The following is a 26,241-nucleotide window of genomic DNA, read 5'->3' as shown; positions in this document are numbered from 1 at the left end:
GATGCACGACACATATCAAGTCTTCGCCCTGAAATATGCCGAGCGCAACACGCGCACCCGGGCGGACTCCTTCCTCTTCGACGATGACCATGCAAGCCCGCATGACATGGACTATTCCATCTGGGTCATTCGCAACGACGATCGCGTCATCGTTGTCGATACCGGCTATGACGAAGTGGAAGCCAGGCGCAGAGGCCGGCCGATCCTGCAGTCACCGGCGAAGTGCCTAGCCGATTTCGGCATTGATCCGGCAAGTGTCGATACGGTTATCATCACCCATCTGCACTATGACCATGCGGGATCGCTTGGCGACTTTCCCAATGCCTGCTTCCACCTGCAGGCTGCCGAGATGGCCTTCGCCACCGGTCCCTGCATGTGTCACGGCGTGCTACAGGCACCTTTCAGTGTGGAGCATGTGGTGGAGATGGTCCGCCATGTCTATTCGGGGCGTGTTGTCTTTCATGAGGGAAACAGCGAAGTTGTGCCCGGCGTGGAAGTTCACGCAGTTGGAGGGCATTCGCGCGGCCTGCAATGTGTGCGGGTGAAAACGGCACGCGGCTGGCTGGTGCTCGCCTCGGACGCCTCGCATTATTACGAGAACTTCCTGCGCAAGAAGCTTTTCCCCATCGTGGAAAACAGCCAAGCCATGCTGGATGGTTTCGAGCTTCTGCCGCAACTTGCGGGTGGCCCGTCGCTCATCATTCCCGGTCACGACCCGCTCGTGCGCAAGCTGTTCCCGCTTGTTGCTTCCAGCGGCAAGCTGGCCGTCAACCGGCTGGATGTGGAACCAGCAGCAGATTTCCTCCAGCGGACAGGGCAGGACCAGGCGTAGCCACCTCTTGGGCGATGAGGTTATCCGTGCTCCCCATTTCTCTGCCGTCTGCCATGATGGGCCGTACGCAATATGTGGATTGATGGCACCATGCCTTCAATCCAGGTACCCGTGCGGGCCTTCACAACCTTGTGCCACCTGCTTCGCCCACCTCTTTCTCCTGCACGCTGCGTCCACGAAACCCGTCCATGCTGCTCGCAACGCCAAAGATGCGGTTGAGGACGAAGTCGAGCGCCCGCGTGGGCAACAGGCCACGCAGAAGCGGCAGAAATCGTATGATGGTCGGCATGTGGAGAAAGACCGCGTCGCGCTCTACGGCGCGCAGGATGCGGCGCGCCACGTCTTCGGGCTGGAGGATTGGAATGAGGCGCGAGCGCACGCCCTCGAACATGCCGGTATGAATGTAGTAGGGCAGCACCGTCGTGACGCGCACACCCGTATCGGCGCGCTCCAGTTCCTGCCTGAGCGAGTCCGACCAACCGGTCACAGCCCACTTGCTTGCGGCATAGACGCTCATATTCGGGTTTGACACAAGCGACGCCGCCGAAGCGATGTTGATGACATGCCCTCTGCCTCGCCTCACCATTCCGGGGAGGAGCGCGCGCGTCAGATGCATCAATGCACCCGTATTGATTGCCAGTGTCCGATCAATGTCGGCATGGTCGTTCTCGAGGAACGGCTTTCCCACCACGATACCCGCATTGTTGAACAACAGATTGATCTGCGCCCCCGCAGCTTCCAGGCGCCCTGCCGCGGCAAGAACGTTAGCGGTGTCCGACACGTCGATCTCTTCAAATTCGACAGCACGAGAGCGGTTCAGCACGGCACGCGCTGCCTCGATATTGGCTGCACTCGCATCCCATATGATCAGGCGCGCTGCGCCTTGCTCCAGCAACATCCGGCCCATCAATAGCCCGATGCCGGATGCGCCACCGGTGACAAGCGCCGTGCTTCCTGCGATCTGTGTCATTGTATTTTCTCCGGACCCTACTCGATCGCGTTACCTGAGCATGAATTTCAGCAACCGGTTTGCCAGTCCGCCAAAAGGTGCCATGGCGAGATCGGCGAAGTTCCAGCGGCCTTGGACAAAGATGCCCTTTGCGTGGCTGAACCGGCGGAAGCCTTCCACGCCGTGATAAGCGCCCATGCCACTCTCGCCGACACCGCCAAAAGGCAGATCGTCCTGCGCGACATGCATCATGGTGCTGTTGATGCCGACATTGCCGGAGGTTGTTTCGGCCAGGACGCGATCCTGATCTTCGCCCGAAGGTCCGAACCAGTATAAAGCGAGGGGGCGGGGGCGAGCATTGACAAAGGTGATAGCCTCATCCAGCGTCCGGTAGGTCATGACGGGCAGGATTGGACCGAAAATCTCGTCCTGCATCACATCCATATCCGGCTTCGGGTTCAGGATCAGGGTGGGCGCGATCGTCCGTTTACGATTCGGCGCCCTCTCCGCGTCATGACCCATGGTCATGATCTTGGCGCCTTTGGCTCTCGCATCCTCGATCAGGCCGATAAGCCTGTCGTAATGCGCGTCACTCACGATGGTGCTGTAGTCGTCGCTGACCGGACCCTTCGGATAGAGGCGTGCGGTCGCGGTGTCGAGCGCAGTGGTAAAGACCTCAAGGTCATCTTCATGTATCAGCGCATAATCTGGCGCAACGCAGGTCTGGCCGGCATTGGCCAGCTTGCCGAAGGCGATGCGGCGGGCAACCGTTTGATCAACCGCCCCTTGCGCGATGATGGCGGGTGACTTGCCGCCGAGCTCCAGCGTCACGGGCGTCAGGTTCTCACTGGCCGCGCGCATCACCGCGCGCCCGATTCTGGTGCTGCCAGTGAACATCAGGTGGTCGAAAGGCAAGGCGCTGAAGGCTTTCGCCACCTCGGCATCTCCGGTAATTACAGCAACCTTCTCTGCGTCGAAGGCCTCCGCCAGAAGGTGTTGCATCAGGGCACTGGTGCGCGGCGTCAATTCCGAAGGCTTCAGCATGACCCGGTTTCCCGCCGCAAGAGCGGTTGCGAGCGGCATCAGGGCGAGGTTCAGCGGATAGTTCCAGGGCGAGATGATGCCAATCACCCCGAGGGGTTGATATGCGACGCGGGCGCAGCCCATGCGAAACACCGCCGAAACCTTCCTGCGCTCCGGTGACATGAATCGCCTTAGATTTTTCGACAGGTAATCGATGCCTTCGACAGTCGGCACGAGTTCCATGAGCGCCGTTTCATGGCACGAGCGGTGACCAAAATCTGCCGCAACGGCTTTTTCCAACTCGCCTCGATTGTCGATCAGCAGCGCGCGTAGCCGCGACAAGTCCGAACGGCGGGTCGCCAGATCGGGCGCGCCATCGCGCAGATATGCCTCGCGCTGACGCTCCAGAACGGTTGCTGGCGCTTCGGCGGATGCATTGCGCAGATCATTCACATCTGCCTCCTATGTAGACAGTGGAAACTTGCAATTGTGTAGCGCGGCATGTAGACGCTGTCAACTTAAAGCGAAGAGACAGGGACAGGATGACCAAGCAGGAAAAACGGCCCTATCATCACGGCGATCTGAGGCGTGTCGTGCTGAACACTGCGATGGCCATGCTGACGGAGCCGGAGGGTGTGAATTTCACGCTTCGCGAGGTCGCGCGCCGCGCGGGTGTGAGCCATGCGGCGCCCTACAAGCATTTTGCAGACAAGGCAGCGCTTTTGACCGAAATGGCGCTGGTCGGGTTCGACAGATTGACGGCGACACTCACCGAAACTGTGCAAAAAGCGCCAGAAGATTTCGCATCGAAGTTCTTCACCGCGGCAGCGGCCTATATGGATTTTGCAAAGCAGAATCCCGCACTCTACCGATTGATGTTTGGGGGCGAGTTCGGAACGATTGCCGCTCATCTTGATCCGCGCGCCTTGAACGCTTTCGATTTCGCGGTTTCGCTGATCGAAGAGGGTCAACGGCAAGGCAAGGTGCGCGAACGGCCGTCACGTGGACAAGCCACGGCTTGCTGGGCGCAAATTCACGGACTGACAATGCTGGAACTGAACGGCCTGCTCCAGCCCGAGAAAGTGGGCGACAATGCCATCGAACTGGCTCTGACGGCCCTTCTGGAGGGCCTCCAAGCCTAGCGCGTGCTGATGCGGCCTTCGCGGTCATGGGGCACGGGAGAGCTTACCTGAACGCGCAAACGCCTAGAAAGGCGGCTGCTTGTCTGGACGCAGTAAATGCTTTGATCCTCATCCAGCTCCCGGACGTTCTTCTGGAAGAGCGAGGCGTAGTCGACGCTGTCATTCATTCTGTGGATCCAGCCCAGATGCTCGGCAAGACGGATGCGAGCTTGACGATAATCGCTGGTCCTTAACGAGACTATATAGAGCTGCTTGCCGAGCAGGCGGGCAGGTGTACGGCTAAGACGAACCTGCAGATAGTAACGGCCATCACGGCGGGAAAGATAGGAAGCACAAGCCATGACATTCTCACCAACGGCTGGCGGCGCTTTGCCGTCGCATACTAATTCCTAGGCAGGGTGAGGGGGCATAAGGACAGCTTTCAGCAAACTTCCGCGTTTGCAAAGCAGAAGACTATAGCTGATAGATGGAAGTTGGACTAAGCGGCGGTCCTGCGTTCCGGAGCCAAGTACGTGTCTCAGTCATTGTCGGAAGTTAATTCAATCGATTTCGCAGCTATCGTAGAGCATTGCGAAGACGCGATCATAAGCCTCACGCTCGACGGGACCGTCACAAGCTGGAACCGAGGCGCAGCCAAGCTCTTCGGCTATGATGCCAGGATGATGATAGGTGAATCCATCACACGTATCATCCCAGCTGAACGCCATGCTGAAGAAGATGACATTCTATCTCGCATCAGCAATGGCGAGATCGTCAGACATTTTGAAACACGACGCGTGACGAGAGATGGTCGGGAGCTGGACATTTCCCTGACAGTTTCGCCAATCAAGAATCAAAGCGGGGCCATCATCGGAGCCTCCAAGATTGCGAGAGACGTTACGCATCGCAAACGTGTGGAATCTGGTCGTCAGAAGTTGATAGAGTGCTCCAGACTGGTCGGGCGCGCCTTTCTTGACGCAGTGGTCGAGGCATTGGCCACGGCACTGGAAGTGCGATGGGTCATCCTGTGCGATCTTCATCCAGAGGAGCCAGACACCGCGCGTGTGGTTGCTGGTTGGAGTGACGGACGAGCGCAGGAGTATTATGAATATCAGCTTAGGGGCACACCTTGCGCGAATGTGCTGCGAGCGGAAGCCTGCTTTTACCCAACTGATGTTTCCGCTTATTTTCCAGACGATCCACTGCTAGATGAAATGGGGGTCGACAGCTATCTAGGAGTGCCGCTCCGTAGTGCTGAGGGGGAAACTTTCGGGCTGCTTGCAGTTTTAAATGATAAGCCCATTGATCCTGATCTTCAGCCTCGCCACACACTCGACCTTTTTGCAGGTCGTGTGGCAGCGGAAATGCAACGTCTTGCCGCTGCGTCAGCGAACGAGCGGCTGGGTCGTATCGTGGAAGATGCGGCCAGCGAGACATATGTTTTTGATGTCGAGACTCTGAAGTTCATCCTGGTGAACAGGGGGGCTCGTGAGAATCTTGGCTATTCGATAGAAGAGCTGCGAGAACTTACACCCCTGGACCTGAAACCAGCGTTGACCGCAGAGGAGTTCGAGCGACTGATTGAGCCGCTGCGGGCACGAGAGATTTCGGTACAGCAGTTCGATACCATCCACCGACGCAAGGACGGCAGCGAGTACAACGTCTCGGTCTCACTGCAGCTTCTGGATGATGAGACACGTCCCGTTTTCTTTGCTGCAATCGAAGATACGACAGAGCGAGACCGTGCTTTGCAGGCTTATAGGCAGGCGACGCAACGTTTGGACTCCATCCTGAACAACACCACCATGGCGGTGTTCTTGATGGATGATCGACAGGAGTGTGCCTATATGAATCCGGCCGCTGAGGCTCTGACTGGGTATGCTTTTGAAGAGACGCGGGGCCGCCCTCTACACGACGTCATTCATCACACCTACCCTGATGGACGACCCTTTCCACTTGAGGAATGTGCCATTGACCGTGCCTTTCCGGAAGACAATCAGGTTCAGGGTGAAGAAGTGTTCGTCCACAAGGATGGAAGTTTCTACCCTGTGGCTTTTACCGCCAGCCCCATCCGCAACGATAAGGGCCAGCCTGTCGGAACTGTTATCGAAGTGCGGGAAATATCGGCTGAACTAAGCGCACGTGAAGCTATGACTAGCTTCAACGAAGCGCTCAAAAAGCGAGTAGAGGAAGCCGTTGCCGAACGTGCTGTTGTTGAGGATCAACTTCGACAAGCTCAAAAGATGGAAGCCATCGGCCAACTGACAGGTGGTATTGCGCACGACTTCAACAATCTTCTTCAAGTGATCAGCGGCAATCTCCAGCTCTTGAAGCGTGGTTTGTCAGGAGATCCGTGGGCGGAGGAGCGTATCGACAACGCTTTGGCTGGAGTCAATCGCGGTAGCAAACTGGCTTCACATCTCCTCGCCTTCGGTCGTCGGCAGCCTCTGGCACCGAAAGCGGTCAATCTAGGCCGCTTGCTCCGGGGCATGTCGGACCTGCTTCAGCGCGCTGTCGGGGAAGGCGTGGAGATCATCGTAAACACGCCCGACGACTTGTGGAATTCACTGATTGACGAGCCACAGGTGGAGAATGCCTTCCTCAACCTGGCAATCAATGCTCGTGATGCGATGGACGGCCACGGCCGCCTGACGATCGAGCTGAGCAATTCCGTTCTTGATGATAGCTATGCAAACAAACATCCGGACGTGAAGGCGGGTGAATATGTGAAGGTCAGCATGTCCGATACGGGATGTGGCATACCTGCCGACATCATGGATCAGGTATTCGATCCATTCTTCACGACAAAAGGGCCTGGCAAGGGATCAGGACTCGGACTGAGCATGGTCTACGGCCTTACCAAGCAATCAAACGGGCATATAAGCGTCAGTAGCGAAGTTGGGCGAGGTACGACATTCAGCATCTACATCCCACGCACGCAGCAGGAAGAACAATCTGATCTACCCGCAACATCAGTGTCGGTGCTTGGTGGGCACGAAACCATTCTCGTTGTTGAAGATGATCAAGATGTTCGCAGGATGGTTACAGAGATGTTGCGCGAGCTCGGCTATCAGGTGCTGGAGGCAGGTGACGCGGAAAGCGGATTGGAGCTCGTAAAAGGTGGTGCCTCGGTTGATCTTCTTTTCACTGATGTTGTGATGCCCGGCACGCTACAGAGCCGTGAGTTGGCACAACGCGTACAAGAACTTGTGCCGGGTGTCAGAGTCCTCTTCACTTCTGGGTACGCCGAAAACGGAATAATACACGGTGGTCGCGTGGACGAAGCAGTAGAGCTTCTGAGAAAACCATACACCCGCGAGGAACTGGCGCATCGACTGCGGACGCTGCTTGATGCGCCGCGTGGCACCGACAAAACGCTGGATCAGCAGGCTAGTAACGCTGGTGAGGATTCTCCCCGGAAGGTGCTTCTTGTAGAAGATGAGCCGCTGATCCGGATGACAGGGGTCGAGATGCTGGAAGAGATCGGGCTCACTGCGTTCGAAGCAGGAACTGCAAAGGAAGCGCTGCAGCTGCTTGAGAGGACTGCGTTTGACGTATTGATATCGGATCTCGGTCTCCCCGACGCTTCGGGCGAAACACTGATTTCAAAAGTTCAGGAGAAATGGCCGTCAGTCACTATCGTTGTAGCTTCTGGTCGCGCAGAAAAAGAAGCCGCTGAAATGCCAAGTGGTGGTGCGGGAATCAGGTGGTTGTCAAAGCCCTACAGTGCTGAAGATATCAGGCGAGCGCTATACTCATCCAAGTGACCGCGATAGCACCCAATTTTTGTGTTGCGGAGATGCCCAGTAGCAGCCCCGGACCTACCATGCGTGTAGAATACGACCAGGAGGTTCGAGAGTGGGGCGGATGGAGTGCTCGGCAAGCCGCAATCGCGAGCTGGTGGTCCAAAAATGCTGCACCCCGTATCCTACACGAGTCCCTTGCCGCCCGCACCATGAAGTTGTGTTTCTTGCCGGGACTCGCTGCGCCGAGGACAAGACAAGTATAAGATGGGAGTTATTATCAATTCCCTCTGCCTCTGGACCTGTCCACCAATTTTCGACGATCTTGCTTCGTAGAGAGCTTGCACTGGGGACATTGCAGCCAGATCTGCAATGCATTCCGTTCACCAAGGAGCCAATGTCTCGAAACGAATAGCAGATCCCCTCCGGAGTGATCGGCGCGGACGGCGAACCGCAAATGAGACAGCAATGGGTAACATATGCCTCTGTTGCTGTACCCCGTCCAAAACATGAAGGTTGCATGGCAGGAACCCGGGTAATCGGTGCCCGTTTACGATAGCCAGGAGAGGTGAGTGCCATGCGTATCTTCGAATGCAGCAATTGCCGACAGGCTGTCTATTTCGACAGCACAATCTGCGTTCATTGCGGCTCAGCTCAAGGTTATGATGCACACCACTTCCAAATGATGGCGATCGGTGTTCAGCATCGGCCTTGTGCCAATGCCAGCCACGGTGCCTGCAACTGGCTTGCGCAGGCAGACGGTGAATTTTGCCTCGCCTGTAGCCACAATCTCACCATCCCGGACCTATCCCTAGCGGAAAATCGGAGCAACTGGCGGCGGATTGAAGAAGCCAAACGCCACCTCTTCTATTCGATCCTGAGCTGGCAGTTGCCCGCGCCCACCAAAGCTGAGGACGTTAAACGAGGGCTGGCTTTCGAGTTTCTGTCAGACACTGAAGGCACAGACGGGACTGTGGAGCGGGTGATGACCGGTCATGACAACGGACTCATCACGATAAATATTGCGGAGGGTGATGACGTTGAGCGGGAACGACGTCGGACGGCCATGGGGGAACCCTACCGAACACTTCTCGGCCATTTCCGTCATGAGATCGGTCACTATTACTGGGATCGCCTGGTGCAGGAGGGTGGCAGACTGGAGGCGTTCCGCTCGGTATTCGGTGATGAGCGAACGGATTATGCAAGCTCACTCAAGCGCCATCACGAGCAGGGACCACCCTCGGACTGGAGCAGTAACCACATCAGCGCATATGCGACGGCCCATCCGTGGGAAGACTTTGCAGAGACATTCGCGCATTTCGTGCACATGGTGGACACGTTAGAAACCGCGAAAGCCTGGGGCTTGCAGCTTGTTTCGAGCGGTCGGGCGACAAGTTTCAACTTTGAGCCCTACCGCTCTAGCGACATGGAACGAATGCATCAAGACTGGGTGCCTCTCACTCTTGCAGTCAACGCACTCAACAGATCCATGGGACAGCCGGACCTCTATCCATTCGTGATGCCGGAGGCGGTGTTGGAGAAAATGGGCTTCATTGCATCGCTGGTGGCTGGTGTGCGCCACTGACGCATCGAAAGACCTTTAAATCAGGTGGTTCACGCCCTCGCGCGCACCGAGATCTAAGGGCGAGCGTCCGGGCGGGCCCAAGCGGCTGCGGACGGGATTCCCTGGTCGCTGGGGAGATGCGGCGGCTATCGTATCCACCTCGTCGGTCCAGACGCGAAACGCCTTGAGCGTGTGCAGCCCGAAAGTGTGTAGGAGCGGGACATCCATGGCATCGCGCCCCCGGGCTACGACAACCCGGCCGGTGCGCGGACGGTTGTGGCGTGCGTCAAAGGCGTACCATCTCCCGCCGAGATAGACTTCGAACCATGCGGAGAAGTCCATCGGCGACGGATCAGGCTCCACGCCGATATCACCAAGATATCCGTTCACATAGCGCGCGGGGATGTTGAGGCAGCGGCAGAAGGTGATTGCCAGATGGGCGAAGTCACGACAGACCCCGACACGTTCGTGATGGGCTTCAAGCGCGGTGCGCGTCGCGCGAGCATAGCCATAGGAGAAGGTGAGCCGGTCATGAACATAGTCGCACACCGCCTGCACGCGTGCCCAACCCGGCTCCACATTGCCAAACAAGCGCCACGCCAACTGGCTTAAGCGGTCTGTCTCGCAATAGCGGCTGCCGGTGAGATATCGCAGGCATTCATCCGGCAGTCGCTCGGTGGGCACTTCCATGGCTTCCGGATGAACCGGATCAGGTTCTCCCGTGTCGCTTACGATCGCATCTTGAGTGATCGTGAACTCACCGGCTGGCGCAACCATGCGCAGGCAGCTGTTGCCGTGCTGGTCGATGAAGGCGCGTTTTGGTGCTTGCGGAACGGTTTCGGTCGGACTTTGCCACCTGATGTGGGCTGCACGGTCGGGATGAATGGCCATCATGGAGAAGAGATGGGTGGGCTGACCCACCTCGATCGTCATGCTGTATCCAACGCGTATCAACATGACGTCTCTCCCATGCATGTTTGCTCATGAGAGAAACTGCGCAAGTGCCCTGGCTGTTCCGGTGGATGATGAAGAATAACTCGAAGGCTCGATCAAGGGACCGGAAAGACAAACATCTACCCCTTGCGAATTCAGAAAGTCGCACCATCTGTTCCGGAAACGTCGCAATGAGGATCATGATTGATAGAAACTTGGTTGCCGCTTTCCGCCGGATTGTTTCTACTGATTGCTGGGGGAGAGTTGCTCGTTCGCGGTGCCGTGCAGGCGGCTGAGCGCCTTGGTGTTTCGTCGCTGGTGATTGGATTGACCTTGGTCGGTTTCGGTACATCCATGCCGGAGCTCGTGACCTCTGTTCAGGCAAGCCTGAGCGGCTTTCCCGGGATCGCGTATGGCAATATCGTTGGCTCCAACATTGCGAACATTCTCCTGATCGCAGGTGTGTCGGCGCTGATCTTCCCGATAGTCGTAGCCCGTGCAGCGCTCAAAAGAGATGCAGCTGTAATGTTAGCAGTCGCTGCTGCTTTCGCCGTGCTGCCCTTCGCTCTGCCAATGAGCCGCCTCGTTGGCATTGCTGCAGTCGCGCTGTTGATTGGCTATATCTGGTTCGTCATTCAGCAGGAGCGGACCAGCGCCGACGGAGGAGCGATACACGACAGGAGTGCCGCATTAGCGGAGGCAGATCCGGGAATTGCGCCGCCGCATGGCGAGGGCGGACTGCTCCTCCCGCTGATCGTCGCGCTTGTCGGGCTAGTCTTGATCGTTTTCGGAGGTTCGCTGCTAGTCAATGGGGCGGTTGCAATCGCGCGCAGCTTTGGTGTGTCAGAGACAGTCATAGGGCTCACGATCGTTGCGGTCGGTACGTCGATGCCGGAGCTGGTGACGTCGGTGATTGCCGCTCTTAAGCGGCATGGCGACGTTGCTTTCGGCAATATTGTCGGATCCAATATCTACAACATCCTCGGTATCGGCGGAGCAACCGCGCTGATTGCTCCATCCAATGTGCCGCAGGAGATCGTACAGTTTGATGCTCCGGTCATGCTAGGTGTGTCTCTGCTACTGGTTATTTTCGCAGCAACGGGATTGCGCATAGGCCGCCGCGAGGGCGCATTCCTTCTGGCAGGATATGCGGCCTATGGCTGGATGCTCTGGCCTTGAAAGATGTTGATGCTTCGACCGTGGTAACCCAAGCGCTGGTCGCGATCGGGGGCTACGCCAGATCGAAATTGGCCTCTACACAGGCTGCGGTTGAAGAATTCGCGGGGCACCGCTGATGCCGCAGCTAAAGATGATCAAACAGCGACGACCCCACCAGCATCAAGGCTTCGATCAACAGCCTCAGCGAGTTTGATGCAGGCGATGACAGATTGGCCGCCGGGATAACGCCCTTCAACGTCTTGTCCTGCGCGATGGGCATTGACCACGTCGATGAAATGCCGGATCGCTTCGAAGGTATATCCCTCTGTCACCGGACCGTGCAGCGGGTGGTCGTATTCCAGGGTGCTGAACGGGTTTGAGACGGCACTTCTGTTCTGGGAGCCGTAGGCGGCGAAGCTCCCTCTATCTTGGCTATCTATCTCGGCGATCCCTTCGCTGCCGATCATTCTCAATCCTTGGTTCACGATCGAGGGGAAGCAGTCGGGTAGTATCCAGCTGAAGCCATAGGCTGCCGTGAAACCATTCTCATAGCGAACATGAGCTTGAATGCTGTCCCATACATCTGGCAAACCTGCCTGATGCAGCACGCCTTTCTGCCCCGTGGCCCAGACCTCGACAGGCTCAAGATCGGTGAGCCATCCGATCAGATCGTAGAAATTGATGCCGAGGAACCAGGAAGGTGAGGATTGGGAAGCCCAGTTTTTCAGCCAAAGTTTCGGCACCTCAATCCGATCTTCCATATGGACCGCTGCGTGATGCAGCCGGCCGAGGTGACCGGAACTGATGTCCTGCCTGAGGCGGATATGGGCCGGATCGAAGCGCTTGTGCATGTCGACGTAAAGTACAAGTCCCGCCCTGCGAAACCGCTCCACCATCTGTTCTGCCCGTCGTGAGCGGACATCCAGCGGCTTTTCCGTCATCACGTGAAGACCATTGGAAAGAGCAGATGCTATCGTCTCATGATGCAGGTGGTCCGGGGTTGCTATGGCGACTGCATCGAGCGAGGTGTTGGCGATCATCGCCTCTGCGCTTTGGAATGCCGCCAGCCCAAATCTCTCCGCTGCCCCTGCGCGGGTTTTCTCGTCAGGATCAGCCAGCGCTGCAAGAACGATCCTGTCCCTGCGTGCCTCGGCCGACAGGCATTTGAGGATATGCGTCCCATATGTGCCGCAGCCGATCACCCCGATACGCAGTTTCTCAGGCATGCCGTCTGCTCAGTTCGGGTTTGCGGATCAGCCTTGGCTTGAGGTTATCGTCCCATTCGATCTCGCCGGGGGATATCTCCACCTCGTGGGCCTTAAACGTATCAGCCAGAACGGATCGGGCGGCTGTGCTTGCCATTCCCACGGCTTCTCCGGGCGAGGCGATCGACCAGGCGACGATGTTGCGAACCCCCTGATCAAGCTGCAGGGCGGAGCCCGCGAGCCCCATGGCGCCGGGTTGCGTGACCCTTCCATCGGTCCCGCGCGCCACTTCCATGCCTCCGAAATTGTAAATGCCGGCAGGCATGGCAGCTGCAAGGACAGCATCCGTGACGAGCACGCAGTTTTTCGGGCCCTTCAACCGGACGAGCGCACGTAGTGCTTCGGGAGGAATATGCAGCCCGTCGGGGATAAGGCATGCTGTCAAACGTGGCTCTGCCAGTTGCGCCAGAAGCGTGTTTTCCAGCTTGGGCAGTGTCTGCGGGAGGCCATTTCCCAGATGGGTCGAGAGGGTAAGGCCGGCCTCGGCTGCTTCTGCGACGCATTTGAAGTCGGCAGCCGAGTGACTGATGCCGAGCGTTTTGCCTTGTGATTTCCAGTGGCGGATCGCCGCGAAAGCGCCTGCCCGTTCTGGTGCCAGGGTGATCAACATGATTGGCAGGCTTAGCTTGCTCTCGAGTCTCGCAACCAGCTCCACGTCCGGATCAGACATGACTTCTGGCGGATGACACCCGCAATAGCCGGGTGCATCATTCAGGAAGGGGCCTTCAAGATGATAGCCAGGCACCATCAATTGCCCGAGGCGGCTGCCGCGTACCGCTGCATCCACGGCAAGAAACCGTTCTTCCAGGTCTCGCGGCGAAGCGGTGATCAATGTGGGAAGACAGCCCGTCACACCATCGGCGAGCATGGCTTCCAGCGCATGATCGAGATCTCTGGCGGTCAGGGTGGAGCTGTTGAAGTCCACCCCGGCATAGCCATTCACCTGCAGATCGAAGAGCCCTTCGCTGCGCATCACTGACCTTCGGGCTTGCTGTCGAGCAGTCCAGCCGCTGCAGGGTCCAGATGTACCGACACGTTTTCATGCGTCTGGAGTATGGATGCTGGTGCGGTATTGGTGACTGGGCCTTCCAGTGCGGCCTTGACCGCTGCAGCCTTGCGTGTGTCGGAGACTGAAAGGATGACCTGGCGCGACTTCATGATCTGTCGGATGGACATGGAAATCGCCTGGGCGGGGACTGCCTCAAGGGAAGGAAACCACCCTTCGCCGTATTGCTGCTGACGACAGGCTGCGTCGAGCTCGACAATGATGAAGGGCACATCCGTTTCGAAATCAGCCGGCGGGTCATTGAAAGCAAGGTGGCAGTTTTCGCCGACACCTGCGAAGCAGACGTCTATATCAAGTCCGCTGATGCGTGAATTCAGTCTCTCAAGTTCTTCATTCAGATCGGGCGCATCACCGATGACCTCGATGAATTCACCCAGTTTTCCGACCGGCCGGACGAAACGTTCCTGCAGGTAACCTCTGAAGCTGGCAGGATGGGTCGCGGGAATTCCGACATATTCATCGAGGTGAAATGCAGTCACCTTTGTCCAATCGACATCTTCGCGCACAAGCTGTTCCAGCATTTCCAGCTGGCTTGCTCCGGTGGCTACGATGATGTTCGCATGGCCCTTGCGTGCAATGGCGGCTCGAATTGCCGCCGCCCCTTCGCGGGCTGCGGCGAGCCCGAGCTTCTGCTTGTCGGGGTGGAGGGTGACATCCATGTGCATTTCCTTTTGAACGGATATGTTCGTAATAGAACGACTGGATTTATCAGGGGTTGTCAATCCAAATCACGGTCAAATTTTTTTTTTGAACGATATTGTTTAAATATCTTGACGACCCGTGTGAGACGCGGGATTGTTGCCCCAACAAGAAATGAAAAAGGGGAACATGAAGATGAAACTACGTCACGTAATGCTTGGCCTGTTGGCTGGTGCAACCCTGATGCCGTTCGTTGGGGTTCAGGCCGCAGATGCCCAAATTGTCATGCGACTGGCCGAAAACCAGCCAGAGACAAATCCTGTCACCGTCGCAATGTACCGCTTTGCTGATCTGGTGAAGGAATACTCCAACGGCGAGATAGAAGTTCAGGTTTTTCCTGGTGCGCAGTTGGGTCAGGAGCCTGAGACCATTGAGCAGGCACAGGCTGGGATCATTGATTTCACCCGCGTGAATTCAGTCGGGCTAGCCAATGTAAGTCCCTCCATGGGCGCATTCACCTTGCCCTATGTCTTTGCCGACTGGGACCATAAATATCGTGTTCTCGACGGCGAGATCGGTGCGGAAGTGCTGGCTGATCTCGAAGAGGTCGGTCTGAAGGGCTTTGCCTATATGGATGCCGGCTCCCGGTCATTCTATACGACCGAAGGAAATAAGATCGAGAGCATCGAGGACCTCAAGGGAAAGAAGATTCGCGTGCAGCCGGCACCGATTTCGATCCGGATGATGGAGCTGCTCGGCGCGGTCCCAACTCCCATGAACTATGGTGAGGTTTACTCCGCGTTGCAGACCGGGGTGATCGATGGCGCGGAGAACGACTTCGTCAGCTATCATACATCCGCGCATTACGAAGTCGCACCCAACTATGTTGTTGACGCGCATCTCAGCCCGCCGGCGCTGCTTCTGATGAACAAGGCAAAGTTCGACAGCCTGTCACCCGAGCTGCAGGATGCGGTCACCCGTGCAGCCGTGGATGCTTCGATGTATGAGCGCGAAATCATGCGCGAGGCAAATGAAAAGGCGCGTCAGACGGTGATTGATGGCGGGGCTACGGTGACGGAAATCGACAATGCTCCGTTTCAGGCGGCTGTGCAGCCGATCTATGAGGAGTTCCCGGATCTGATGCCGCTTCTGGATCGCATCCAGGCCGCAAAGTAATCACCTGTCCAGAGACAGAACATGGCTTGGCATCGCACGCTGGCAGTTGCGCTGAACCGTATCAATGACCTGGCTGCGCTTGCCTGCCATGTTCTGTTGATGGTGATCACCGGTATTACCGTTGCGCAGGTTTTCCTGCGCTTCGTGTTGAACAATCCCACGAGTTGGTCCGAAGAGATCGCGCTGCTTTGCCTGATCTGGTTCGGCCTCTTGGCGGTAGCCGTCGGCATCCGACGGCACGAGCACGTGGCCATCACCTTCTTCCGCGACCTGCTTCCAAGGCGGATCGCCTTGGGGCTTGATTATATCGCACAACTGGCAATGGCCTGCTTCATGTTCACGGTCATGTATTACGGCGCGGATCTGATCGCGCTGTCGGGCGTGCAGGTCCTGCCCGCATCCGGTCTGGCGAAGTCGCTGCTTTACCTGCCAGCTATCGTTGGAGGCGTGTTGGGCATGATCAATGCGTTCGGGAACATGTTGCTGCGCGACGTGACATTGGCCGAACATGCTGTTGAGGTGACCAATGTCGGTTGATTGGATCGGGATCACCCTTTTGCTGGGGGGCTTTCTCGGACTGATGCTCCTGAGAGTGCCGATCGCCTTTGCCCTTGGTCTCGCATCGCTTGCTACTGCACTTCATCTCAACCTGCCGCTGTTGCTCGTCGCCCAGCGCATGATCAATGGTCTGAATTCCTTCACCTTCCTGGCCGTGCCTTTTTTCATCCTGGTTGGAAACATCATGACCGAGGGGGGCATCTCCGACCGGCTGGTTCGACTGGCTGATGTGCTGGTTGGAAGGCTGCGCGGCGGGCTGGCGCATGGCAATGTGGTCGCCAGCACCATGTTTGGCGGTATTTCCGGCTCTTCGGTTGCCGATGTGGCTTCGATCGGATCATTCCTTATTCCCGCAATGCGCAAGGCAGGCTACCCCGCTGGCTACTCCGTTGCCGTGACGGTCACTTCGTCCGTGCAGGGAGTGCTGATCCCGCCGAGCCAAAACATGATCTTCTATGCCCTCGCTGCCGGGGGGCTCCCGATTTCGACGCTGTTTCTTGCCGGCTATATCCCGGGCCTGATGCTTGGCATTGCGTTGATGGTTCTTTGTGCCGTCATGGCCAAGCGCCACAATCACCCGCTTGGCGCGCGCTATACTTTGAATGAGGGTTTACGGGTGGTCGCCGATGCCGCGATCGGGTTGTTCACGATTGTCATCATCATCGGCGGGATCTTGAGTGGCGTATTCACGGCGACGGAATCTGCAGCAGTCGCCGTGGTCTATGCGCTGCTCGTGACCCTGTTCTGGTACCGAAGCCTTTCGCGTGCTGCGGTCGCCCGGATATTTTCCACGACGTTGACCACATTGGCGATGGTTACGGCCATCATCATGACCTCATCGGTTTTCGGTTTCCTGCTGTCCTATCTGCGCATACCGGCGCTTCTGGCAGAAGGCATCTTCCTGATCTCCGAAAACAAGATCTTCGTCCTCATGGCGATCAACATTCTCCTGCTGATCTTGGGGATGCTGATGGATATGGGAGTGTTGATCCTTCTGCTCACGCCGATCCTGTTGCCGATCGTTTCGAAGGTCGGTGTCGATCCAATCCACTTCGGCGTGATGATGATCCTCAATCTCGGTATTGGGCTCTGCACGCCGCCCGTTGGCACATCGCTGCTCGTTGGCAGCGGCATCGCCCGGATACGCCTTGGGTCGGCGATAGGCAGCATGTGGGGCTTCTATATCGCCATGATTGTAGTTTTGCTCCTCGTGACGTATTTTCCGGCGCTCACCTTGACCCTGCCAGCCCTGATGAATTGATAGCTACAGATGGATACAGCCCGAACCCATGATCTTCTGGCGATCGCGGATCTGGTGCGGACTGGTCGAGCTACAAGTCGAGGTATGATCGGGCGTGAACTGGGTATTCGGTCAACCACAGTATCCGATCTGGTCGGTCAACTGGTTGCGCGTGACCTTGTCCATGAGAACACGCCCCGGAGTCGCACAAAAGGACGGCCAACCTCCATCTTGTCGTTCAATGCGCAGCGCCTTGGCGCGGTATATGTAACTGTTACCGATCAATCGCTTGTGGCAAGCGCTGTCGATTTGAACATGCGCACGATTGGGCAGGTAATCGCAAATCCGCCACCTGAAGCCGACAACCACTATCTTGTGCAAAGCCTGCGCCATCTGATCGATGATGCTGCGCGGTATTTTCCTCCCGGAATGGAGAACGGCGCGATCGTATTCTCGCTATCGGGTCTGCTGGACGTTCCAGGCAAGATCTGGTGCGTTTCGTCTCGTTGGCCGCGGATGCGCAATCTCGATCTTGGTCAGGCTTTCGGTGATCTCGGACCCAAGATCTGGCTCATCCGCAATCTTGATGCGGAGTTGGCCGGGATCAGCCAGGCAGAGCAGCATGGCGAGGAGGAGACCTCGCTCCTACTGCATTGGGGGCATGGTATCGGTGCTGCTTACGCTGTTGGACGCGAAGTGGTGAACCGCAATCGTGGCAGGTTCTGTGAAATCGGGCACTGGATGTTGGGCAACGGCCAGAACAGACAGTGCACCTGCGGCAACAAGGATTGCCTGGAAACGGTCGCTGCACTTTGGGCTATCGGACCAAAGCTGGCCGAGGAATTTCCGGGATTGCCGCAGAACGAACGTGAGGCAGCGATAACCCTGGCGCGACTCGATCTCCTGGACTCGCCCGTGATCAAATCCGCGCTTTCCGACATGCTCCGCTTGACTGCAAACCTGTGCCGCCTGCTGTTTCCCGATCGGGTTGTTCTCACGGGGCCCTTCGTCCAGAATCCGGATATCTTCCGCAGGTTCGTAGATACGCTGGCGGTCGCACCGATGCTACGATCCGTAGACAAGGTTCGCGTGTCAATCGGAGACGCACATCAATCAGCAGAGGTTTCGGGAGCCTTGTCTGGTCCGTTCGAGGAGTGCCTGGCAGCACTTGTATCGCGCGATGTGTAATGGCGCAGACTTTTTCCCGCACTGACATTCGCGGGAGCGTGAACGTTCGCTCTTTCTGGATTCTCGAGTTCGACTGGCGCTGGCGCAGGCGCTGGTTGAGGCGATGTGTGGCTAGCTACTGAATGGTGAGAAGCGGCAGTAGGTGCAGGTCTGGTTCTGCGGAAGCTTTTGGGCACCGAGGCATGAGCTTGAGCGTGTAATGTCTCTCTCCTGCCACGCTCATAGGCCTCGACCTTCTCCTGCTGACGCAGGTGGCTTTCGGCATCCACATTCTGTCGAACGAAGAGGTTCAGGAGGTCAATGAAATCGGGCTCGATCATGGTGGGATCGCAGTTGGCAGCCTGCGCCCGGCGGTTCAGATTCTTCAGAAGCTCTTCATAGTTCTGACGCGCCTGCAGTCGCTCTGGCGACAATGGCCACGGGTCCTGCAGGTAGGCCTCCAGCTCCCGGACGTTCTTCTGAAAAAGCGAGACGTAGTCGATGCTGTCATTCATTCTGTGGATCCAGCCCAGATGCTCGGAAAGACGGATGCGCGCCTCACGATAATTGCTGGTTCTTAACGAGACTCTATAGAGCTGCTTGCCGAGCAGGCGGGCAGGTGTACGGCCAAGACGAACCTGCAGATAGTAACGGCCATCACGGCGGGAAAGATAGGAAGCACAAGCCACGACATACTCACCAACAGTAATGCGAGATGTCTCACAGTCATCGGAACCTCCGTTCCTCGTAACTGCTTGATGTTACTAGCGTGCTTCTAGTGGTAGCGGAGGAGGGAATCTGTCCTCCAACGGCGCTTCTAGAGCATTAGTGCCGCAACATCGCGAGACGCTCGCGACGCAGAGATGTACGCTTGTACGGCCGTTTGCCGTGTGGATCAAGCTAGCCCTCTTCAAGACTACCCAGACCCCTTGGAAAAAAGCTCGGAACAGTGGGTGGCGGGTCTCAGGGGCTTCAGTTCGGCGGTAAGGATTTTCCCTGCAATGCAACTTGAGCGCACAACGTAAGGCGGCTGCGCTTTTCGGTGTACAGGCTTCTGCGGCAGTGCATATTGAGCGGCGCATTGGGGGTGGTGGATGTATATTGCGATGCGATCAGCCTTTAAGGTTCTCGTTCTGCTGACGACAAGTTATGCCTTTTTCTCCTCGTCACTATGGAGTGCCGCCAAGCTGGCGATCATATATTCCAACCCTGTAAACATCGCTCACTACCGATTGGAGCGGTTGGAAGCCCATGAATACGAAACGAAGATCAGAGAGGCCATTGCTGATGGTGATTTCGATGATGCTGCGTCGAGCTATCGAAGATCCTATCAGGCGTTCGATGAATAGACCTGCACAAGCTCGATCTTGATCTGTTCAGAACGGTTGCTGCCAGAGCTGAAGGAGTTGAAGCTTTCGTCGCGCTACCTGCTGCCACCAAGTCGGATCTGCGAGAAGCTCTGAAGCAACATCGACAATGGCATCAGGCCAAGTTGCGCGGCAAGAGTTTGCAAAATTCAAGTCCGGAGAAAGCCTCTCACGAACAGGTGCGGGCTGCAGCCTGAGCCCACCGTTAACCATGCGATCGCGAAACTCGCGAGAACGCAAACTTGCAACTTGTGATCCAGGAAAATCCGATCCACATTCTGTCGTGCTCTAATTGGTGAGCAGACAAAGCGGCCTTCGAGAGTGCGGGAACACTCAGCGAAGGCCTGACCCTTAACCTTACGCAGAAGGCATCGGGCTATGAAGACTGCTATCCTATTCGCTTCCCTCGTGGAAGCATCTCTCCCTCCAGATCATGTGCATGAGCGTACTCGGATAGCGCCAAGCTGCCGTTTGGGCTGAACTTAGCCGCTCATCTCCATCTGCAGATGTTATGCCGTGTCACTCCGCTCCCTTTGGGTGCGGAAGCGTCCTCGATCGTCTGCAGTCCTGCATATCTATCGATCTCGTTGGAGTTCCTCCCATGTCGCACGTACATCGTGCTGCCACGCGCAGCGCTTCCGTTTCTCATGCTGCTCTCGGCCCGTCGTCCGTTCCTCCCGAGCTGGAACCGATCCTCGTTGGCTTGGTGAAACAAAGCTTCGAAAACATTTGCTCCGGAGCAGCCAGGGAGGATGAAGTCTTCGGCGACTATGCGGACCTCAACTTCCTGGTTCGTGCTGTCACCTTCCATGAGGGCAAGCTGCTCGAGGCGGGGCTTGAACGTATTGCAGCACTTAACCCTGATCTGCGTGTGGTTCGGCTCGCGGAACCGCTTCCAATTGTGCCCGCTGCACTTGAACTTTTGGAGCGCAATGACTGGGCGACACTCGAAGCCATTGCCCTGCCATCCGAAGTCTTCGCCAAGACGAGCTACATGCCTGATCTGGTGATCGTCGATCGAGTGGCGCGACGTGCGCATATACTCGATGTGAAGCGGTCGCTCGCCTCCTATCCCGAGAACAAGATCAAGAATCTGCGTAGGAAGATGATGGCCTCGGCTCTTGCGGCTGGCGATGTTCTCTACAAACAGGGACTGCGCGGCATTGAGGAGATCGACGTCGCGATCATTGACGGCTCCAGCGAACAGAGCGAACCGCAGCGCGGTATCTTTGCACTGCACGAAGTGGGCGACCTGTTCCGTCTGAGCTATGCAGGCGCGGCCATGCTGAAATTGCGCCAACTGTTCGCACACCGCGTCCGCGAGGAGATGAGAGAGTTGTGTCTGCGCATGGCAGGTGTTGCAGATACTCCAACTCCTCCGCGTCTTACTGAATTGATGGATGAGGCAGAAGACAAGGCAGAAGCTGACGATCCGCAGGATCATGATGCTTCTGGCACAACAATGCCACGGATCCGGGTCGGGTTTCCACGCGGCCTTGGCGCGATAGATCCCGCTGGTCGCGCCTGAAGCGCGCCGAGCACGCTCTTCATCCCATTCTTCAATTTCATCAGCGCAGGCGATCGCCTGCGACAGGAGGCTTTTGCCATGGATGATCATCAGACAACTCTGTTCCCCAGAAGCATCGGCTTGAGCGTGGAAGATTTGCGCCGGGGTACGCATTTCGAACGCGATTACAGACGCGACAGGTCAGCGCATGCTGTCGGTTCCGCCATCCGTATGGCGCGGCTTGGACGGCATCACAACTTGCCGATGGCGCGATGGGTGATGCGTCGACTGGTCGAGATGGTCGATGAAGGTGATCCGACAGCTATTCTCGTATGGCATTGGCTTGCCTCGCGAGGTCAGCTTACCGTGGACCAGCAGCATCGACCGAAGCTTAAAGTGGTCTCGGCGGGAGAGGGGGCATGAGCATGGCTTTTCCCTACACTCCGACACGCGAGCGCCTCGTGCGCTTTTGGCTTCGATGTCTGCGGCATCAGACATACAGGCACGCGCTGCAGGCGGCGGTAAACCTCAAGATCCTTCAGCGCGTATCCGCGGGCGAGGGCGTGTCCGTGCGCTATGCGCCAGGACGCAAGAGCGAGACTTTCCTGAAGGGCGGACTGCGCCGGAAGTTGCGCCTGGAGATGATCGCCAACCGCGCTTTCAACGGCGACGAGGAAGATGAGGTTTTTGGTAAGAAGACAGACACGCAGATCGGTCCTGATGACGATGAAGAGATGGGCGACGCGGAGCAGGTGAAGGCGCTTCTGGCTGCCATTCGAGAGGCAGTGGAGCCAGCTTTGGCTGCAGAGATCGCGGTCATCCTGATGCTGGGCGATGCGGCCGCACGCAGCGGCTATACGCTGACGGAGTTGTACGCCCTGCTGTCACGGCCGCGCCCTGTTGTTGTTCTCCATGGGGCAGCCAAAGGATTCGAGCGATGCTGCTCGCATCTGCTATGCCGCGGCATCTTGCTGCCGCGTCCGCTCGCCTTGGTCCCCGTGGATCGTATCAGCCATGATTGGTCAGCGCCATCTGTCATGCGGCCATACTCACCGCGACTGACGATCCTCCTTGAAGCGACGTATGACATGTCCAGGAGGGACGTGGAACGGGGACTGCGGCATGCACCCACCACGGGCCTGCCTCTGCTGGCGATCGCCGATCAGCCTGATCTCCTGCCACAGCGACTGGTGCAGTCGGCTGATCTGGCACTGCGCTGCGAGCCTCTGTCGCCTGAACTCTTGAAAGACGTTGCGTGGCATGTGATCGGCGCGGCAGGTGATCTGGATGTGCTGGATGTAGTGAGTCCAGAAAAGAGCAAAATGCTGTCTCTGGACGATCTACTCTGGTGCATCCGCCCTGGCATGAGCGGCTCGGAAGTCCTCAAGCGGCTTCAGGCAAAGATTGCCCAACCACCCGAAAAATATTCCTCTCAGAGCAAGAAGAGCGCTCGCAACGCTCCATCATCTCACGGCAGAACTGCAGACACAGGTGGTGAACTCATTCAACCAGCTGCTCCGGATGACGAGAACGCGCTGCGGGTAGAAGCTCTCTCCGGCTATGGCGAAGCCGCTGACTGGGCTCTTTCATTAAAAGAGGATCTAGCCCTGTGGCGCGAAGGGCAGCTCCAATGGTCGGACATGATCACGCGACTTCTGCTCCACGGTCCACCTGGAACGGGCAAGACTACCTTCGCGAAAGCACTGGCAAATTCGCTTCAGCTGCCTCTGCTCGCAACATCCGTCTCAACATGGCTGGAGCCGAGTGCGCTCGGCGAGGTGCTGCAGCGCGTACGCGCAACCTTCGAGGAGGCGGAGCGGCACAATCCGATTGTCTTGTTCATTGACGAGATCGACGGTCTCGGCACCAGAGGAGGGCACAAGGACAGGGACAGCAGCTACTGGAATTCGTTCATCAACAAGGCACTGGAGCTTCTTGACGGTGCAGTCGCACGTGAAGGGGTGATCATTGTTGGCGCGACCAACCAGCCTGAGCTGCTGGATCGAGCTCTAGTTCGCTCCGGCCGCCTGGAGACACACATCGAGATCCCGCTCCCGGATACACAGTCGCTCTCTGGGATCCTGCGGCACCACCTCAAGCACCATCTCACGATTGAGGGTGCCGAAATGGAACAGCAGCTTCTGCGTCTTGCACGGAGAGCCAGTGGCGTGAGCGGCGCTGATATCGAAAAACTGGTGCGGGAAGCGCGGCAGCTGGCACGTCGTGAACGCCGCGCCGTGACACTCGATGATGTGCAAGCACGGCTTAAGGATCGGCTTCCTCAGCTGGATAAACAGCTGCGCCATCGCTTTGCGGTGCATGAGGCTGGGCATGTGGTTGTGCGCACTTTGACAGGTGTAGCGGAAGTTGAGTTGGTAACGATAGAGGGATCGGATGGACGGCCTTACACGCAATCCACGTTCCATCCGGATGTCATGCATCACGAAGAAGGCCGAATGAACTTGATCCGGTCATATTTTGCAGGTCGAGCGGCTGAAGAGGTAGTACTGGGTAGACCAACGCTCGGCGCAGGCGGCGGTCCGCAGTCTGATCTGGCTCAAGCAACGAGCCTGGCCTTCTCCTTGGAAGCTTCTGTCGGAGCGGGGAAGCATCAGCCGCTTGTATATCGATCTCCGGATGCCTGTGAGGATGCTCTTGCAAGTGATCCGGAACTGCGAGCAAGAGTAAGCCAGCGCCTGGATGAAGCATATGCGGAAGCGCTTGCCCTGGTTCGGCAGAATGTTCCTGCAATCACGCTCGTTGCTGAAGCTCTGAGTGAGCACGGTACACTCGAAGGCGAGCCGCTTGCTCGGGTGCTCGACCAGGTGCGGCAATGCCCAATGATGCATGATGAGGTGCAGCCAACGCATAATGCAGTGCCCACAGCGCGAAAAACTTTGAGATGTCTGGATTCAGGAACGGTGGAAGCCGATTCCGGAATGCGGACCAGCGATTCCGAATAAGGAAAAAGCGATTCTGCGAGCTGAAGAATGCATCTCGAAGTGCAGGCAAGGCATCTCACTTCGAAACAAATTGAGATCTTCGGATTCTGAAGCACGGACGAGCGATTCAGATCTCTCAGAAGTCGATTCCGAGAAGGAGGAAAGCGTTACTCCGGCAAACGGCGTGCACGGGCAGAAGGGCAGGAAGGCTGTCGTTGTTCGTGCAGCAGTCGCTTCCTAGTATGCCTTCCGCCGGCTTTTGTTCCTTGCATGGGTGTCCCTCATCCTTGTCTCGTAGTGACGGGACAGAGGAGAAAGAGCATGCGCCGAGCAGTAAAGTCAGATGATGCATCCCACAGGGAACGCCAGCAGCGATACCGAAAACGGCTGGCGGCGGAGAGGCGGCGGGAAGCGTCAGCCATTGATGTTGCGGTTGCTGCGGCTGTAGCTGCCGTCGACGTCCCTTAGCTACTTACGCAGTGGAACAGATTGTCAGTCTGCTCAGTTACAGCGTCAAACGGCAGAGGAGTCTAGCTATGCAAGTTAATGATATAATGACTCGCTACCCCGCCTGCTGCGGACCGAATGAGACGATCGAGGCGGCCGCGAAGCTTATGGCGGAACGATCGGTTGGATCTATCCCAGTGCTGAACGAGGCGGAGGAGCCAATTGGAGTAGTCACTGACCGCGATATCTGCTGTGGCGCGGTCGCTGAGGGGAAAGGTGGCGACACACCTGTCTCTGAAGTGATGACCACGGATGTGCTCACGGTTTCTCAGGACGAGGACGTATCGTCTTGCTGCAAGAAGATGGAGCAGCGCCAAGTCCGCCGTGTGGTCGTAACGGACGAGGACGGAAAGTGTTGCGGGATTGTTGCTCAAGCGGACATCGCGCGAGACGCTAGCGGAGAAGAAACGGGGGATTTGGTTCAAGAGATCTCACGGCCAAGCAGTAAGTCGGGCTGCTGCTAAGGCTGGCAAGTTACCGCGGTGCTGTCTCGTCCTGTATGTAGACGGTAATGCCGCTGCCCCATAACCAAGGCGCAGAAAAGGATTGGAGGGTAGCATGATGGACGGCGGGATGATGTTTGGTATGGGATTGGGGTGGCTTCTGATCCTCGTAGTTCTGATCCTCGCGGTCTTTGCTTTAATCAAGTACCTGCGAAAGTAGGTCGTTGCAGAGCGGCGCGCCAATGCGGTCCACGAATATGTACGTTTACCCTGCAGGCCCTCCGGGGAATGTCGTGGTAGCGAACCTGCGGGAGAAAGGTGTGCTGGCCAGTCGGTAGATCGCGGCCTCGTTCGCCATTCCGCTTTGCAGCACTGCGTGCGCTGAATGGTTACTGCTGAAGGATGCGTCGGAGGTGGTTGAGTACGCCCCGGCAACGTTTCGTCGCCGGTCAGCTCACTTTCCTGGCCGATGAGGCGCGCTCGATGAGAAACATGAAGGAACGACTGACTTACGGGCGTTGCGCTCGCCATTGTCAGCGTACTTGTGCTTTTACCGCTTATCCCCTCGGTCTCAAGCCAACTGTTAGCGACGACGCAGCAAGAGGGCGCAGCTACGCATTCCAGTCGGTCACTGGGAGGTCACCAATGCCGCATGATCACGGCCCCACTCATATCGATCCCAAGTCCGGCGATCGACGGGTATCGGTCGCTATTTGGGCGAACGGTCTCCTGACGGTCGCGCAGGTCGTCGGTGGCATATTGGCGGGCAGTGTCGCACTGATCGCGGACGCGCTGCACAATTTTTCCGACATGGCTTCGCTCATAATTGCCTTCGTGGCACGCAAGATCGCGCGGCGGCCAGCCGACGAGCGCATGACCTTCGGCTACGGGCGCATCGAGATCGTCTCTGCGCTGATCAACTACACCACTCTGATCCTGATCGGCCTCTACCTGATCTACGAGGGCGGAATGCGGCTGATCGACCCGCCGCAGGTGCAGGGCTGGACCGTAGTCATCCTCGGCGGTGTGGCGCTCCTCGTG

The 26,241-nt window shown here is 57.4% G+C and carries 24 protein-coding genes; 16 read left to right on the top strand and 8 right to left on the bottom strand.

The window, feature by feature from the left end:
- Position 1: 1 nt before the first annotated feature.
- Positions 2-832, top strand: coding sequence for an N-acyl homoserine lactonase family protein (locus WA367_RS00475; protein WP_336054932.1), 831 nt, complete (start codon positions 2-4; stop codon positions 830-832).
- Positions 833-953: 121 nt separating this feature from the next.
- On the opposite strand, the gene WA367_RS00470 is transcribed toward WA367_RS00475, so the two are convergent.
- Both WA367_RS00470 and WA367_RS00465 read right to left on the bottom strand, forming a co-directional pair.
- Positions 954-1,802 carry an SDR family NAD(P)-dependent oxidoreductase gene (locus WA367_RS00470; protein WP_336054931.1) on the bottom strand — a complete coding sequence of 283 codons (849 nt, stop codon included), beginning with the start codon at positions 1,800-1,802 and terminating at the stop codon, positions 954-956.
- Positions 1,803-1,832: 30 nt separating this feature from the next.
- On the bottom strand, positions 1,833-3,257 hold the full coding sequence (locus tag WA367_RS00465) for a coniferyl aldehyde dehydrogenase (protein WP_336054930.1): 1,425 nt from the start codon (positions 3,255-3,257) through the stop codon (positions 1,833-1,835).
- A gap of 89 nt (positions 3,258-3,346) precedes the next feature.
- Between WA367_RS00465 and WA367_RS00460 the strand changes: the two genes are divergently transcribed.
- Positions 3,347-3,946: a TetR/AcrR family transcriptional regulator gene (locus tag WA367_RS00460; RefSeq protein WP_336054929.1), complete on the top strand. Its 600-nt coding sequence runs from the start codon at positions 3,347-3,349 to the stop codon at positions 3,944-3,946.
- Here the strand turns inward: WA367_RS00460 and WA367_RS00455 are convergent.
- Entirely contained in the window at positions 3,943-4,287 is a 345-nt protein-coding gene (locus WA367_RS00455) for a DUF6538 domain-containing protein (RefSeq protein WP_336054928.1), read from the bottom strand. The genes WA367_RS00460 and WA367_RS00455 overlap by 4 nt on opposite strands.
- 171 nt (positions 4,288-4,458) lie before the next feature.
- Between WA367_RS00455 and WA367_RS00450 the strand changes: the two genes are divergently transcribed.
- Complete coding sequence (locus tag WA367_RS00450) at positions 4,459-7,692, top strand: PAS domain S-box protein (RefSeq protein ID WP_336054927.1); 3,234 nt, start codon at positions 4,459-4,461, stop codon at positions 7,690-7,692.
- 553 nt (positions 7,693-8,245) lie between these two features.
- Positions 8,246-9,253 carry a zinc-binding metallopeptidase family protein gene (locus tag WA367_RS00445; protein ID WP_336054926.1) on the top strand — a complete coding sequence of 336 codons (1,008 nt, stop codon included), beginning with the start codon at positions 8,246-8,248 and terminating at the stop codon, positions 9,251-9,253.
- 15 nt (positions 9,254-9,268) lie between these two features.
- Here the strand turns inward: WA367_RS00445 and WA367_RS00440 are convergent, their stop codons facing one another.
- A complete protein-coding gene (locus WA367_RS00440; RefSeq protein WP_336054925.1) occupies positions 9,269-10,189 on the bottom strand; it encodes a transglutaminase-like domain-containing protein in 921 nt (306 codons plus the stop codon).
- A 180-nt stretch (positions 10,190-10,369) separates the two neighbouring features.
- Here WA367_RS00440 and WA367_RS00435 point away from each other — a divergent pair, with 180 nt between their 5' ends.
- Positions 10,370-11,344: a calcium/sodium antiporter gene (locus WA367_RS00435; RefSeq protein WP_336054924.1), complete on the top strand. Its 975-nt coding sequence runs from the start codon at positions 10,370-10,372 to the stop codon at positions 11,342-11,344.
- A gap of 134 nt (positions 11,345-11,478) precedes the next feature.
- On the opposite strand, the gene WA367_RS00430 is transcribed toward WA367_RS00435, so the two are convergent.
- The 3 genes from WA367_RS00430 to WA367_RS00420 are packed head-to-tail and all read right to left on the bottom strand — an operon-like array spanning position 11,479 to position 14,313.
- Positions 11,479-12,549, bottom strand: a complete 1,071-nt coding sequence (locus tag WA367_RS00430; protein WP_336054923.1) for a Gfo/Idh/MocA family protein — start codon at positions 12,547-12,549, stop codon at positions 11,479-11,481.
- Positions 12,542-13,561 (bottom strand): N-acetylglucosamine-6-phosphate deacetylase, encoded by a 1,020-nt coding sequence (locus tag WA367_RS00425; RefSeq protein ID WP_336054922.1) that lies wholly within the window; start codon positions 13,559-13,561, stop codon positions 12,542-12,544. Before WA367_RS00425 ends, WA367_RS00430 begins: the two co-directional genes overlap by 8 nt.
- On the bottom strand, positions 13,561-14,313 hold the full coding sequence (locus WA367_RS00420) for a glucosamine-6-phosphate deaminase (protein WP_336054921.1): 753 nt from the start codon (positions 14,311-14,313) through the stop codon (positions 13,561-13,563). The genes WA367_RS00425 and WA367_RS00420 overlap by 1 nt, the downstream gene beginning before the upstream one ends.
- Positions 14,314-14,482: 169 nt before the next feature.
- On the opposite strand from WA367_RS00420, the gene WA367_RS00415 reads away from it, so the two are divergent.
- From WA367_RS00415 to WA367_RS00400, 4 genes are read left to right on the top strand one after another with little or no spacing between them, the layout of a single operon-like run.
- On the top strand, positions 14,483-15,469 hold the full coding sequence (locus WA367_RS00415; RefSeq protein WP_336054920.1) for a TRAP transporter substrate-binding protein: 987 nt from the start codon (positions 14,483-14,485) through the stop codon (positions 15,467-15,469).
- A 21-nt stretch (positions 15,470-15,490) separates the two neighbouring features.
- The gene (locus WA367_RS00410) at positions 15,491-16,006 is read left to right on the top strand and encodes a TRAP transporter small permease (protein WP_336054919.1); all 516 of its coding nucleotides are present in this window, start codon (positions 15,491-15,493) and stop codon (positions 16,004-16,006) included.
- Complete coding sequence (locus tag WA367_RS00405) at positions 15,996-17,288, top strand: TRAP transporter large permease (RefSeq protein ID WP_336054918.1); 1,293 nt, start codon at positions 15,996-15,998, stop codon at positions 17,286-17,288. Before WA367_RS00410 ends, WA367_RS00405 begins: the two co-directional genes overlap by 11 nt.
- 9 nt (positions 17,289-17,297) lie before the next feature.
- Positions 17,298-18,455 carry an ROK family protein gene (locus WA367_RS00400; RefSeq protein WP_336054917.1) on the top strand — a complete coding sequence of 386 codons (1,158 nt, stop codon included), beginning with the start codon at positions 17,298-17,300 and terminating at the stop codon, positions 18,453-18,455.
- Here the strand turns inward: WA367_RS00400 and WA367_RS00395 are convergent.
- Positions 18,377-19,123, bottom strand: coding sequence for a DUF6538 domain-containing protein (locus tag WA367_RS00395; protein ID WP_336054916.1), 747 nt, complete (start codon positions 19,121-19,123; stop codon positions 18,377-18,379). The genes WA367_RS00400 and WA367_RS00395 overlap by 79 nt on opposite strands.
- A 417-nt stretch (positions 19,124-19,540) precedes the next feature.
- Between WA367_RS00395 and WA367_RS00390 the strand changes: the two genes are divergently transcribed.
- The 7 genes from WA367_RS00390 to WA367_RS00365 form a co-directional block, all read left to right on the top strand.
- Positions 19,541-19,783 (top strand): hypothetical protein, encoded by a 243-nt coding sequence (locus WA367_RS00390; protein WP_336054915.1) that lies wholly within the window; start codon positions 19,541-19,543, stop codon positions 19,781-19,783.
- Between the two features lie 619 nt (positions 19,784-20,402).
- Positions 20,403-21,329 (top strand): hypothetical protein, encoded by a 927-nt coding sequence (locus WA367_RS00385; RefSeq protein WP_336054914.1) that lies wholly within the window; start codon positions 20,403-20,405, stop codon positions 21,327-21,329.
- Between the two features lie 78 nt (positions 21,330-21,407).
- The gene (locus WA367_RS00380; RefSeq protein WP_336054913.1) at positions 21,408-21,731 is read left to right on the top strand and encodes a hypothetical protein; all 324 of its coding nucleotides are present in this window, start codon (positions 21,408-21,410) and stop codon (positions 21,729-21,731) included.
- Positions 21,728-24,271: an AAA family ATPase gene (locus WA367_RS00375; RefSeq protein ID WP_336054912.1), complete on the top strand. Its 2,544-nt coding sequence runs from the start codon at positions 21,728-21,730 to the stop codon at positions 24,269-24,271. Before WA367_RS00380 ends, WA367_RS00375 begins: the two co-directional genes overlap by 4 nt.
- 300 nt (positions 24,272-24,571) lie before the next feature.
- Complete coding sequence (locus tag WA367_RS00370; protein ID WP_336054911.1) at positions 24,572-24,718, top strand: hypothetical protein; 147 nt, start codon at positions 24,572-24,574, stop codon at positions 24,716-24,718.
- 68 nt (positions 24,719-24,786) lie between these two features.
- Positions 24,787-25,221 carry a CBS domain-containing protein gene (locus WA367_RS18135; RefSeq protein WP_036479655.1) on the top strand — a complete coding sequence of 145 codons (435 nt, stop codon included), beginning with the start codon at positions 24,787-24,789 and terminating at the stop codon, positions 25,219-25,221.
- A gap of 624 nt (positions 25,222-25,845) precedes the next feature.
- A partial coding sequence (locus WA367_RS00365) for a cation diffusion facilitator family transporter (protein ID WP_336054910.1) occupies positions 25,846-26,241 on the top strand: 396 nt, incomplete at its 3' end.

This window comes from Nitratireductor sp. CH_MIT9313-5, assembly GCF_037029545.1.
GTDB lineage: Bacteria > Pseudomonadota > Alphaproteobacteria > Rhizobiales > Rhizobiaceae > Chelativorans.
The sequence above is the reverse complement of the archived record's forward strand: the minus strand, read 5'-3'. Positions and strand labels throughout refer to the sequence as shown.